The organism is Actinomadura luzonensis (genome assembly GCF_022664455.2).
GTDB lineage: Bacteria > Actinomycetota > Actinomycetes > Streptosporangiales > Streptosporangiaceae > Nonomuraea > Nonomuraea luzonensis.
The window spans coordinates 5,097,573-5,110,080 of record NZ_JAKRKC020000001.1 but is presented as its reverse complement, the minus strand read 5'-3'; the positions used below and the strand labels follow the sequence as shown (position 1 = coordinate 5,110,080).

The following is a 12,508-nucleotide window of genomic DNA, read 5'->3' as shown; positions in this document are numbered from 1 at the left end:
GGAACGCCTGGCCGCCTGCGCGATCGAGTTGGAGGCCGCGGGCGCCTGGGAGGACGCCTGCCGCGCTGGACGCCCACGCCGTGCTGCTGTCCGGGCGCGGGCACCGCGCGCAGGCCGCCGCCTGCGAGGCCCGCCTGGTCGAGGTCGTCCGACGCCGGGGCGGCCGGCGCGAGCCCGCCGACGAGTGGTACCGCATCGCGCAGCGCCGCCGCGCCACCGGCGACCCGGCGGGCGCGCGGGCCGCGTTCGAGCTGGCCGACCACGAGTACCGGGCCATCGGCCACCTGGACGGCTGCGCCTCCGTCCGCTACAACCTGGGCGCCCTGGCCTACGCGCAGGGGGAGGCGGGGCGGGCGCTGGAGGAGTTCGGGGCGGCGGCCGGGATATTCGCCCGGTTGCGTGCCGCCGCCAAGGAGGCCACGGCGCTCACCATGCGCGCGGCCGCCCTGTCCGCGCTCGGCCGTCCGGACGAGGCGGGCACGAAGGGGGCGGGCACAGAAGAGGCGGGCACGGAAGAGGCGGGCACGGAAGAGGCGGGCACGGAAGAGGCGGGCACGGAGGAGGCGGGCACGGACCTGGACCGCGCCATGGAGCTGGCCGCCGCCGAGGGCGACCTGGACGCCCTCTTCCTCGCCACCCTGCACCGCGCCGTCCTGGACGAGCGCGTCGGCGAGCTGCACGACGCCGGGGAACGCCTGCACGCCGCCCTCGGCCTGGCCGCCGCCGACCCGCTGAAGCAGGCCGTCGCCCACGACCGCCTGGCCTCACTCGCCGCCCGCCTCGGAGACCTGCCCGCCCGGATCGACGCCCTCGAACGCGCGGTGACCGCCTTCCAGGCCGCCGCCCAGCCCCGGCTGGCCGCCCTCACCGCGCTCAAGCTCGGCTTCGCCCTGGAGGAACGCGGCGACTACCGCCGCGCCCGCGCCGCCCTGGAATCCGGCCTCACCGCCCCACCCCACCCGACCCCGCCGAATCCCCCCGCCCCCATTTCCGCCAGGATCCCCGCCTCCACCAGGACCCTCGCCTCCAGTGCGACCCCCGCCTCCAGTGCGCCCCCTGCCCCTGGTACGACAGCCGCCCCGGGCATGACGCCCGCCTCCGCGCCGGCAGGGGCGGCCGAGCCCGGCGAGGCGGCGGGGTCACGGGTGGCGGGCGCCGCGGCGCCGTTCGAGATCGTCGCGGCGATGGCGTCCTCGGGCGGGCTCGACGCCGACGTCCTGGCCCGGGTGGCCGCCCTCCAGCTCGCCCTCGGCGACCTCACCAGGGGCCGGGCCACCCTGGCCGAAGCCGTGGCCGCGCTCCGGGCGGCCCCCCTGACCCCCGTCCCGCCGGCCACGGAACGCCTGGAGACGTGGCTCCGCCTGGAGGAGGCCGAGTCCGCCGGCGACCTCCCCCTGGCCCGCGCCATCGCCGAGCAGACCCTCGCCCAGTCCCGCCCTCCCCTCCCCGGCGACACCGCACCCCCCGCGGAAGCCCCGCAGCCGGCACCACCGCAGGCAGGACACCCTCCACCCGGGAAGGGACCCGTTCCCTCGCCGGACAGGAACGCCCTGCTCCCGCAGGACCGTTCCCATCTCCTGGCCAAGCTGTCCTCCTACTGCCTGTCCCTGGGCGACCTCACCGCCGCCTACAGCCACGCGGCCGAAGGCTGCGAGCTGCGTGACGCCCGCCTGGTCGAGCACCTGCGCAACCTGGGCGCCGCGGCCCGCGCGCTGGGCCGTCCCGACGAGGCGATCGGCCACCTCACCCGCGCCGTGCAGCTGGCCCGCGACGACCCGGGCCCGGCCCTGCCCGCACCCCTGGTCCACGCCCTGACCGCGCTGACCCTGGCCCTCACCGACCAGGCCCGCTGGACGGACGCCGCCCGCGTCTGCGACGAGGGCCTGGCGCTCACCACGGCGCCGGTCTGGCGTGCCCTGCGCGCCCCGCTCCTGTCCGCCCGCGCCGCCCTGCATCTCAAGCTGGGCGAGCTGGACGCCGCCGCCTCCCTCTACCGGGACGCCGTCGCGTTGCGCGAGGAGCGCGCCGAGCCGGCCGGGCTGGGCGACGACTACGCCGACCTCGCCCTCGTGCACGTCCTGCGCGGCGAGAGCGCCGAGGCCGTCCCCCTCCTCGAACGCGCCCTGACCGCTCACCGCGAGACCGGCGACGACCGCGCCACGGTCCTGACCCTCCTCTCCCTCGCCGCCCTCCCGCCCTCGTCCGCGACCCCGGTCCCGCCCCCCGTCGCGGCCTTCTCGCCTCGTGCCTGCCTGGACGAGGCGCTCGGCCTGGCCCGGCGGATCGGGTTCGAGGGCGGCGAAGCACTCGCGCTGACCGCCCTCGGCGCCCTGGACCTCGCCGCCGCCGACCCCGCGCGGGCCCGCGACCGCCTGTCCAGGGCCGTCGAGCTGCTGGAGGAGCTGGGGCACGAACCGGCGCTGGGCGTCGCCCTGGAACACCGCGCCGCCGCCTCCGCCCGGCTCGGCGACCTCGCCGCCGCCCTCGCCGACACCGAACGCGCCTGCGCCCTGCCCGCCTTGTCCACCCCGCCCGCCTTGTCCGTCCCGCCCGCCTTGTCCGTCCCGCCCGCCTTGTCCGTCCCGCCCGCCTTGTCCGTCCCGTCCGCCTTGTCCGCCCCGCCCGCTTCAGGTGGGGGCCGGCGAGCCGTCCTCGACGACGCGGTCTCGCTCGCCGTCCGCCTGCAGCGCGGCCTGACCGCCTGGACGCGGGCCGAGCAGGCCAAGGCCCACGCGCTGGCCGCCCGGCTGGGCGACGGGCGCTGGCCCGCGCCCCCGGGCGTCCCCATGGAGCTGCTGGAGCGCGAGGAACGCGAGCTCGGCCAGGCCCGCCTCCTCATGGCGGCCGCCGGCCGGACCCGGGACCCCGGGCAAGCCGCCGCCCTCGTGCACCGCGCCCGCGGCGTACGGGAGGAGCTGGAGACCCTGTGGCAGCACCTGGAGCCCCTGGCGCCCGGCCACGTGGCCGCGCGGCGAGCGGCGCCGCCGGCCCGCACCGAGCTGGACGCCCTGGTCACACGCGGCGAGCCGACCGGCCTGCTGGGCTTCCACCTGGGCGCGGACGGCATCACCGTGCTGGCGCACCGCACCGGCTGGCCCGAACCCCGGGCGTTCCCGTCGGCCGCCGACCCCGCCCTGCTGGCGGCGTTCGCGGCGACCGTCGACGGCGAACGCCCCGGCCTGTTCGACCTCACGGCCCGCCGGCGCCGCCTCGACCTGTGGCGCCGCCTGGCCGACCTGCTGCTGGCCGACGCGCTCCAGGAACTCGGCGACGACCTGACGATGCTGCACCTGTTCCCGGACCGGGAGCTGCACCGCGTCCCGCTCCACGCCCTCGCTCCGGGCGGCGGCCCGCCCCTGCTCGAACGGTGTGCCGTGACCTACGCCCCGTCCGCCGCGGTCCTGGCCCGCGTGGCGCGTGGCACGCCGGTGCGGGCCGGGGGCGCGTCCCTCGTGATGGGCTTCGGCACCGAGGCGGACGCCGCCGTCGCCGCCGAGACGGCGGCCCTGCTGGGCGCCGACCCCCGCACCGGCCGGGCCGCGACCTCCGCCCGCCTCGCCGGGAGCTGGGACGTCGTCCACCTGTCGGCCGACGCGGTCACGGGGGCCCGCGATCCGTTCGCGGGAGGTGTGCGCCTGGCCGACGGAGTGCTGACGGGCAGCCGGCTCATGAGCGTGCACCTGCGGGCCCGCCTGGTCGTCCTCACCGGTCACGCCCCGGCCCCGGCCGGTGACGGGATCGCCGCTCTCGGGCACGCGTTCCTCCACGCGGGTGTCAGGGCGGCCCTCCTCACCCTCTGGCCGCCCGCCCCGGAGATCACCCGGGCGCTCATGCGCGACTTCCACACCAGGTCGCGCGCCGGCGCCGACCCGGCCGAGGCGCTGCGCGCGGCCGTCCTGGCGCTCCGCGACCTGTACGGGCCCGCCGAACCCGAGCTGTGGGCGCCGTACGTGCTGGTCGGCCTGGCGCGTTAGGCGGGCGCGGTCCTGGTCGTGGTGGTCACGCCGGTTTGCGTTGGAGCGCGCTCGAAGGCATAGCGTCCCTGCCATGACGACACAGACCTGGATCATCACCGGCGCGTCCCGCGGGTTCGGCCGCGCCCTGGCGGAGTCGGCGCTCGCGGCGGGCGACAACGTGGTGGCGGCGGTGCGCCGGCCCGGGAGCGTGGCCGATCTGGAGGCGAAGCACCCGGACAGCTGCCTGGTCGCGACGTTCGACGTCCGGGACCTCGCCGCGGCCGCGGGCCTCGTCCGTGACACCCTCGACCGCTTCGGCCAGCTCGACGTGCTGGTCAACAACGCGGGCCGGGCGGTGGTCGGCGCGGCCGAGGAGGTCGGCGACGCGCAGTTGCGGGAGCTGATGGAGCTGCACCTGTTCGGCCCCGCCGCGCTCGTCCGGGCGGCGCTGCCCGCGATGCGGGAGCGGGGCACCGGGACGATCGTGCAGATGAGCAGCCAGGGCGGGCGGATGTCGTTCCCCGGCGTGTCGGCGTACTCGGCGTCGAAGTTCGCCCTCGAAGGCTGGTCCGAGGCCCTGGCCGGGGAGGTCGCGCCGTTCGGGATCCGGGTGATGCTCGTCGAGCCCAGCCGGTTCAGGACCGGCTTCAACGGGGGCGACGTGATCGAGTTCGCCGAGCCGTCCGCCACCTACCGCGACCTGCTCGCCGGCGTCCGCGCGGACATGGCCGGGGCCGACGGCCGCCAGGAGGGCGACCCGGCGCGGGCGGCCGGGATCATCGTGTCCCTCGCGCACGGCGACGAGGTGCCGCTGCGGCTGCCGCTCGGGCGCGAGGCGGTCGAGCGCATCTCGCGTGTCCACCGGCGCGGCCTGGAGGAGGTCGAGCGGTGGGCCGAGACCGCCCGCAGCGCCGACTTCGAGGATGTCCCCGCATCGGCGCGGCCGGTCTAGGCTCGTGGTCATGGGCACCGACACTCTGATGAGCAGGGCGCTCGAAGCGCTCGGGGACGACGGTCCGCTGTCGGTCGAGGCGATCCATCGCCTCACCGACGTCGCCGAGCTGCCCGAGGCGATGACGATCGCCGAGGTTGCCGCCCTCCTCGACATCTCGCCCCACACGCTGCGCTACTACGAGCGGGCCGGGCTGGTCGAGGTGCCCCGCGACGCCAACGGTCATCGCGTCTACGACGCCGCGGCGGTGCGGCGCCTGGTGTTCCTCACCCGGATGCGGCTGTCCGGCATGCCGATGCGTGACCTGCAGCACTACGTCTCGCTCGTCGACGCCGGAGGGGACACGGTGCCGGAGCGGCTCGACGTGCTGGTCGAGCACCGCGACACCATCCGCCGCCGGATCCGTGAGCTGACCCTGTCCCTCGCGGCGGTCGAATACAAGATCGCCATGTACGGGGGCTCGGCCGGGCCGGACGCCGAGGTCCCCGGCACCGTCATCTCGGACGGGCCCTGAGCGTCATTCCGGCAGTCGCGGGCCCGCGTGCCCGGCCAGGCACGTCCAGCGGCCGTCCTGCCTGACCCAGGTCTGCGTCACCGGCATCCGGAACGTCACGCGCTCGCCGTCACCGGTGACGACCTCGTCGGCCACCACGCACCGCAGCACCGCCGCCTGACCGGCCACCACCACCTCGACCTCGCTCAGCGACTGCCGCTCCCACGTCAGGGCTCCGGCGGTGTTGGAGGCCACGTAGGCGTCCCGGTCGAACCGTTCCCCCACGTGCGACGTCCAGTGGAAGCCCGGGTGCAGGGAGCGCCGCAGCCGGTCGGGATCGCCCGCCGCCAGGGCGGCGGCGCGCTCCCGCGCCGCCGCCACGACCTCCCGCTCGGCGCTCATGCCGGCCCGGCGGGCGGGCGGCTCAGGCTGGTCGCTCATTCCCCGACGGTACCGGCGAGCAGCTCGACCACCCGCTCGGCCAGGGGGGCGGCGCTGGCCGGGTTCTGGCCGGTGGCCAGGCGGCCGTCCACCACGACCTGCGCCTGCCAGTCGCCGCCGGGCTCGTGCCGCGCGCCGCGCGCCGTCAGCGCGTCGGCCAGCAGGAACGGCACGACGCCCGCCACGCCGCGCAGCTCCTCCTCGGCGTTGGTGAAGGCCGCCACCCGCTTGCCCGCCACCAGGTACGACCCGTCGGACAGCGTCAGGTTCACCAGCGCCGAGGGGCCGTGGCAGACGGCCGCCACGACGCCGCCCCGCTCGTACACCTCGCGCCCGATCCGCCGCACGTCGGGGTCGTCGGGGAAGTCCCACATGGTGCCGTGGCCGCCGGCGTACAGGACGGCGTCGTAGCGGGAGGCGTCCACGTCGGCCAGGCGGGCGGTGTCGCGCTGCTCGGGCGAGGCGACGAACGCGGCCTGGGCGGGGTCGCCGGGGTCGTAGCCGTCCTGGGGCGGCTCGCCGCCCTTGACGCTGGCCACGTCCACGTCGAAGCCGGCCTTGCGGAAGATCTCCCACGGGTGGGCGGCCTCGGGCACGTAGTATCCGGTCCTCTCCACGCCGCCGAGGTCGTCGTGGCTGGTCAATGCGATGAGTACCCGCTTCGTCATGCGTTCAGGATGCCGCCGCCGAGCCATCAGCGACAAATAACGAACGCCGCCCCGAGCCATCAGAATAGTGATATGCCGCCGCTCTCGCTCGACCTGCTGCGCACCTTCCTCGCCGTCCACAGGACCGGCTCCATCACCGCCGCCGCCCAGACGCTCGGCCTGTCGCAGCCGGCGGTGACCGCGCAGGTCAAGACGCTGGAGGCGACACTGGACCGGCCGCTGTTCGATCGGCTGGCGCGCGGGGTCGCGCCCACGCCCGCCGCCGACGAGCTGGCCCGCCGGGTCGCGCCCGGCCTCGACGCGCTGGAGGAGGTGGTGGCCGCGGAGCTGCCCTCGGACGAGGCCGTGCACCTGGGCGGGCCCGCCGAGTTCCTGAGCGAGGTGGTCATGCCGATGCTGGCCCCGCTCGTCCGGGACGGGCTGCGGCTGCGCGTCACCCTGGGCCTGTCGGACGACCTGCTGGCCGGGTTGGCGGCCGGGCGGCTGGACCTCGTGCTGTCCACGATCAGGCCTAGGCTGCGCGGCGTGCAGGCCGACCCGGTGTACGACGAGGAGTTCGTGCTGGTCGCCGCGCCCGGCGCCGGGCCGGCGGAGCCGCTGGTCGCCTACGCCGAGGACCTGCCCATCGTGCGCCGCTACTGGCGCGGCGTCTTCGGCCGCCGCCCGTCGATGGCGGCCCAGGTCGTCATGCCCGACCTGCGGGGGGTGCTGAGCGCGGTACGGGCGGGGATGGGCGTGTCGGTGCTGCCCGCGTACCTGTGCCGGCGGGACCTGGAGGCGGGCACGCTCGTGACGCTTGCCGAGCCGGAGGAACCGCCGATCAACACCGGCTACCTCGCGGTCCGCTCCGGCGCGCGCACCCGGCCGGCCGTGGCCCGCGTGCGCGACCACCTGGTACGGGAGCTGCGCGCCGCGCGATCGTTCTAGCCGCCGAGGATGACCAGCGATCCTCCGCCCCCCGGAGCCAGGCCGGCCGTGGCTACAGGAGCGATCGGCCGGCGGCCGCCGGCTCGGCCGCTGGGCCGGGCGTGCGGAGGGGCACGGCGGTGCCGGGGGTGCGCTCGCGGACGTCCTGGTCGCGGATGGCGAACACGGCCGGGGTCACCCCCACGTCGCCGTAGCGCTCGGTCACGGCCGCGCCGACCGCCCGCCGGACGTCGCCCACCACCTCCCGCACCGTGTGGCCGGGCCCGGTGGCGGTGAGGTGGCCCAGCATGCCCGCGAAGCGCAGCTCGCCCTCGGCGACCGGCCGCTGCCCCGGCAGCACGGGCCGGTCGAGCCAGAACACCCGCCCGGACAGGAACCCCTCGTAGCCGCCGTCGCGCGGGCCCAGCTCGCGCACGGCCCCGGCGAGCACGTCGCCGAACCCGGCCAGGTCGGCGCCGGGCGGCAGGTCCGTCGTGACGAACAACGGCACGATCAGCGAGTCGAGCATGGGACCATCCCTCCGTGAGGAGGCTCATCGTAGGACGCGGCACCGACAATCCCGCCCCGCCACACGGCGACGGCGCCGGAGGGCTTGACGGGCGGGGGGAAAGGGCCAGGGAATCGACGAGGGCGGCTTGACAACGCGGGCGCCGGTGGACGATCAGTTCAGCGGTCGATCCATTCGTCCTCCAGGACCGAGTGCACGACGGAGTCCCGCCATCCGTCGGGCGTGTGCACGTGGTGCCGGATGACGCCTTCCTCCACCATGCCGGCGGTGAGCATGGCGAGCTGGGCGGGCAGGTTGGCGGGGGAGCGGGCGCCCCAGATGCGGTGCAGCCCCAGCTCCTTGAACCCGAACGCGAGCAGCAGCCGCACCAGGTCGGTGCCGATGCCGCGTCCCCACTGGTGGGGGTGGAGCCCGAAGCCGATCTCGGCGCTGTGGGGATGCTCGGGCTCGATGCGCAGCCGGGCGACGCCGATCACGTCGCGGTGCTCGGCGTCCACCACGGCGAGCACGTACAGCAGGCGCGGCTCCGCGCGGGCGGCCTCGACGGCCTGCGCGACGAGGTCGGCGACCTCCCGCAGCGAGCGCGGCGCGAAGGGCATGTACTGGGTGGCGGCGGGGTCGCCGTAGACAGCGTGCAGGGCACGCACGTCGGCCTCCGTGACGTCACGGAGGCCGAGCCGGTCGCCATTGCGCACCACGTGACGCATGCGCAGACGGTAACGCGAGTCCCGTGATCTTTACAAGCCCTTGTCAAGTGGCGAGTTGACTACCGTAAGCTCGCGCGACAAGTTCGGCGACGGCGCCGTGGGCGCCGAGCGGGGCGGCGTGGCCGGCGTCGATCTGGGCGGCGGCCCGCTCGACGGTGCCGGCGGGGGCCTCGTGGCCGATGACGCAGGGGGCGATCGCCAGCCGCTGGGCGCCGGCCGCGCGCAGGCGCTGGGCGGCCACGCTCACGCCGGGCTCGGTGTCGAGCGAGGCGGCCACGACCGGGAGGGTGAGCCGGGAGGCGAGCAGCACGGCCGTGGCCTGCATCGCCCGGACGGCGCGCTCGCCGCCGACCGTGCCGAGGATGACGGCGTCCACGGGGCTGGAGACGTTGAGCAGGCGCACCCGGTCGGCGCGGGCCAGGCCGCGCTCGGCCAGCCGGATGTGCAGGGCCTCGGCCAGCAGCGGGTGCGGGCCGAGCGCCTCGGTCACCACGACGCCGGCGCCGGTGGCCGCGACGGCCTTGCCGATCTCGGCCATGACGACGGGGTCTTCCCAGGTGAGCAGGGGCACCACGACGGCCTCGCGGCCGCTGGGCAGGGAGTCGGCCAAGCCGGTGACGCTCGTCAGCCGTACCTCGATCTGCGGGTTGTCGACGCGCACCACGGCGGCGATCTCCTCCGCGACGCCGCTGGTCTCGCCGGGCGTGGCGAGCACGAGAATGGGTGCGTCCGGCGGCAGGGACGTGGGCACGGGACGGCGGTGGCGACCGCCGCCCGGGCGAGGGGAACGTTCGCGTACAGGCAGGCTCACAGGCGCGCAGTTTATGCCCATTCCATGAGCGTTGGCCGCTGAATCGATGGCATTTCCGTCACAACGTCGGGGCAGTGATCGAGATCACATCGTAATCCTGCGAAACGTTGACTTATCCGTACAAAACGGGAGGCTGGGGACCACTAGAAGCCGGTTCTAGAGCGACGTACCAAGACGGTTCTCCCCCGGAGGCTGGCAGATGAAGCCGGTGCAAGCCCGTTCTAAGCCCTTCTACGTGCGCGAACTGAGCGTCTACCCGGTGGGGCGCCGCCGGATCCTGCTGCTCGCGGTCGCCGTCCTGGCGAGCCTGGTGGCCAACTTCGAGACCACGATCGCCACCATCCTGCCGCTGCTCATGCGGGACCTCGACATGTCGCTCACCGTCTACGGCCAGCTCGCGGCGCTGTCGGTGCTGGTGGGCGGGCTCTCGGCCGGGTTCGGCGGCATCCTGTCCGACCGCTGGGGACGGGTCACCATCCTGGTGCCCACCCTGACCGTCACGGCCGGCTGCAACTTCCTGCTCGCCACCGTGGACAGCGTCGCCGGGCTGTTCTGGGTGCGCTGCCTCATGCTGTTCATCGAGGGCGCGGGCATCACGATCACCGCCTCCCTGGTGCGGGACTTCTCGCCCCGGATGGGCCGGGCCCAGGCGTTCGCGTTCTGGACGTGGGGGCCGGTCGGGGCGTCCTTCCTGGCCTCGGCCATCGCGGGCTTCACGCTGCCGCTGTTCGGCAACGCCTGGCAGTCGCAGGCGATCATCATGGGCGTCGTCTCGCTCACCATGTGCGCGGTCATCGTCTGGAAGATCGCCGAGCCGTCGGCGGAGCTGCGCGCGGCGGTGCTGCACGCCGAGGCCGAGGCGGCCGAGCAGCGCGACCGGGACGACCGGCACGCCCACCGCGCCCGGCTGTCGGAGTTGTTCCGCCACCCGCACCTGTGGGCGCACGTCCTCGGCAACACCGGCTGGCAGATCCTCTACTGGACCTTCGCGATCTTCGGCCAGACCATCCTGACCGGCGGGTTCGGCATGGACCCGGCCGCCGCCAACCGCGTCGTCGCGCTCGGCATCGTGCTCAACGCCGTCGCCGTGGTCGTCGTCGGCCGGCTGTCCGACCGGCTGCAGCTCCGCAAGCCGTTCACCGCCGTCGGGACCTTGCTGACCGTGGCGGCGCTCGCGTACTTCATCGCGCTCGTCGGGCCCGGCGTCGCCGCCGGCCACGTCACGGCCGTCTACGCGCTGCTCTACCTGTTCATGGGCATCGCGTACGTGCCGTGGATGGCGAACTTCTCCGAGAACGCCGAGGACGTCGAGTCCCGGCTGCAGGGCTCCGCCCTCGGCATCTGGGGCATGGTGGTCCGCGTCATGATCGTGGTGCTGCTGGTGGTGTCGCCGGTCGTGGTCGAGTCGGCCGGCTGGCGGACCTGGCTCGCGGTGGCGCTCGCCGGGCAGGTGGTGTTCCTGGCGTCGATGGCCGCGTTCAAGGGACGCTGGCGGGCCCCGCGTCCCGTGGAGGCCCCCGTCCGCGCGTCGGCGTGAGGGGACGAGCACGGCGCGCGGGCGGCGGTGGCAGCCGCCGCCCGCGGCTCTCGCGGCAACGAGCCTTGACGGGGGGAGGGCCTACGCGAACGGCCCGACCTGCCCCGGGACGCCGTTCCTGGGGCGAGCGGCGGACGCCCCGGGCCCGGCGGCGAGGTCGAGGCCGCGGGTCTCGGGCGCGATGGCCAGGCCCACCGCGGTGACCGCCAGCGCGGCCACCACGTACACCGACACCGCGACCGTGCTCCGGTACGTCTCGAACAGCTGCAACGCGATGATCGGCGCGAGCGCCCCGCCGACGACGCCGGCCACCTGGTAGCCCATGGACGCCCCGCTGTAGCGCAGCCGGGTGCTGAACAGCTCGGCGATGAAGGCCGCCTGCGGCCCGTACATGGCGGCGTGCGTCACCAGCGCCACCACGGCCGCCAGCGCGATCAGCGGGAACGACCTGGTGTCCAGCAGCGGGAAGAACGCGAACACCCACAGCGCCGCCGCGACCACGCCCGCGAGGTACACCGGCCGCCGCCCCACCCGGTCCGACAGCGCGCCGAACAGCGGGATCAGCCCGAGCTGCAGCGCCGAGCCGATGAGCACGGCGTTCAGCGCGTACGAGCGCGGCAGGCCGAGCTGCTGGGTGAGGTAGACGATGATGTAGGCGGTGAAGGTGTAGAAGGCCACGTCCACGCCGATGCGGGCGGTGAAGGCCGACAGCAGGGCTCGCGGGTGCGTGCGCAGCACCTCCAGCAGCGGCATGCGCGCCTTGGCCCCGTGCTGCTCGACCTCGGCGAACAGCGGCGACTCCGCGATCCGCAGCCGCACCCACAGGCCTACGAACACCAGCGCGCCCGACAGCAGGAACGGCACCCGCCACCCCCACGCCAGGAACGCGGCGTCGGACTGGGCGAAGGACAGGATCGTCAGCAGGCCGGTGGCCAGCACGTACCCGGCGGGGACGCCGACCTGCGGCCAGCTCGCGTTGAAGCCGCGCCGCCGGCCGTCGCCGTGCTCCAGCGACATGATGACCGCGCCGCCCCACTCGCCGCCCAGCCCGAGCCCCTGCACGAACCGCAGCAGGGCCAGCAGGACCGGCGCGGCCACGCCGACGCTCGCGTACCCGGGCAGCACGCCGATGAGGAACGTCGAGACGCCCATCACCAGCAACGTCACCACGAGCACGCTCTTGCGGCCCACCCGGTCGCCGAAGTGGCCGAACACGATCCCGCCGAGCGGCCGGGCGACGAACGCCACCGCGTTGGTGGTCAGCGAGGCCAGCGTGGCGGTGAACGGGTCGAGGGACGGGAAGAACAGCTTCGGGAACACCAGGGTCGCGGCGGTGGTGTAGAGGAAGAAGTCGTACCACTCGAGTGAGGTGCCGATCAGGCCGGCGAGGATCACCCGCCGGGTCTGTCGCGTGGGGCCTGCCATCCGATCGCTCCTCGGTCAGGTTCTGGGGATGATTTCAACGTAAGGATCGTTGAACAATTCGACAAGAGTTTTGCCCCATGATT

At 75.1% G+C, this 12,508-nt stretch carries 11 protein-coding genes; 5 read left to right on the top strand and 6 right to left on the bottom strand.

Features of this window, described 5'->3' with window-relative positions; translation table 11 throughout:
• Window positions 1-80: 80 nt before the first annotated feature.
• From MF672_RS24335 to MF672_RS24325, 3 genes are all read left to right on the top strand, one after another.
• A complete protein-coding gene (locus MF672_RS24335) occupies window positions 81-3,974 on the top strand; it encodes a CHAT domain-containing tetratricopeptide repeat protein (RefSeq protein ID WP_247815403.1) in 3,894 nt (1,297 codons plus the stop codon).
• 73 nt (window positions 3,975-4,047) lie between these two features.
• Window positions 4,048-4,908: an SDR family NAD(P)-dependent oxidoreductase gene (locus tag MF672_RS24330; RefSeq protein WP_242382509.1), complete on the top strand. Its 861-nt coding sequence runs from the start codon at window positions 4,048-4,050 to the stop codon at window positions 4,906-4,908.
• A 10-nt stretch (window positions 4,909-4,918) separates the two neighbouring features.
• Window positions 4,919-5,422, top strand: a complete 504-nt coding sequence (locus MF672_RS24325) for a MerR family transcriptional regulator (RefSeq protein ID WP_242382508.1) — start codon at window positions 4,919-4,921, stop codon at window positions 5,420-5,422.
• Window positions 5,423-5,425: 3 nt separating this feature from the next.
• Here MF672_RS24325 and MF672_RS24320 read toward each other — a convergent pair whose 3' ends face one another.
• Entirely contained in the window at window positions 5,426-5,842 is a 417-nt protein-coding gene (locus MF672_RS24320; RefSeq protein WP_242382507.1) for a nuclear transport factor 2 family protein, read from the bottom strand.
• Window positions 5,839-6,510, bottom strand: coding sequence for a type 1 glutamine amidotransferase domain-containing protein (locus MF672_RS24315; protein WP_242382506.1), 672 nt, complete (start codon window positions 6,508-6,510; stop codon window positions 5,839-5,841). The genes MF672_RS24320 and MF672_RS24315 overlap by 4 nt, the downstream gene beginning before the upstream one ends.
• A 72-nt stretch (window positions 6,511-6,582) precedes the next feature.
• Between MF672_RS24315 and MF672_RS24310 the strand changes: the two genes are divergently transcribed.
• Window positions 6,583-7,437, top strand: a complete 855-nt coding sequence (locus MF672_RS24310) for a LysR family transcriptional regulator (RefSeq protein WP_242382505.1) — start codon at window positions 6,583-6,585, stop codon at window positions 7,435-7,437.
• A 52-nt stretch (window positions 7,438-7,489) separates the two neighbouring features.
• Here the strand turns inward: MF672_RS24310 and MF672_RS24305 are convergent, their stop codons facing one another.
• From MF672_RS24305 to MF672_RS24295, 3 genes are all read right to left on the bottom strand, one after another.
• Complete coding sequence (locus MF672_RS24305; RefSeq protein ID WP_242382504.1) at window positions 7,490-7,945, bottom strand: hypothetical protein; 456 nt, start codon at window positions 7,943-7,945, stop codon at window positions 7,490-7,492.
• Window positions 7,946-8,103: 158 nt separating this feature from the next.
• Complete coding sequence (locus MF672_RS24300) at window positions 8,104-8,652, bottom strand: GNAT family N-acetyltransferase (RefSeq protein WP_242382503.1); 549 nt, start codon at window positions 8,650-8,652, stop codon at window positions 8,104-8,106.
• A 43-nt stretch (window positions 8,653-8,695) separates the two neighbouring features.
• Complete coding sequence (locus tag MF672_RS24295; protein WP_242382502.1) at window positions 8,696-9,403, bottom strand: sirohydrochlorin chelatase; 708 nt, start codon at window positions 9,401-9,403, stop codon at window positions 8,696-8,698.
• A gap of 295 nt (window positions 9,404-9,698) precedes the next feature.
• Here MF672_RS24295 and MF672_RS24290 point away from each other — a divergent pair, with 295 nt between their 5' ends.
• Window positions 9,699-11,000 carry an MFS transporter gene (locus tag MF672_RS24290; RefSeq protein ID WP_242382501.1) on the top strand — a complete coding sequence of 434 codons (1,302 nt, stop codon included), beginning with the start codon at window positions 9,699-9,701 and terminating at the stop codon, window positions 10,998-11,000.
• A gap of 81 nt (window positions 11,001-11,081) precedes the next feature.
• Here MF672_RS24290 and MF672_RS24285 read toward each other — a convergent pair whose 3' ends face one another.
• Window positions 11,082-12,425, bottom strand: a complete 1,344-nt coding sequence (locus tag MF672_RS24285) for an MFS transporter (protein ID WP_242382500.1) — start codon at window positions 12,423-12,425, stop codon at window positions 11,082-11,084.
• Window positions 12,426-12,508: the final 83 nt, after the last annotated feature.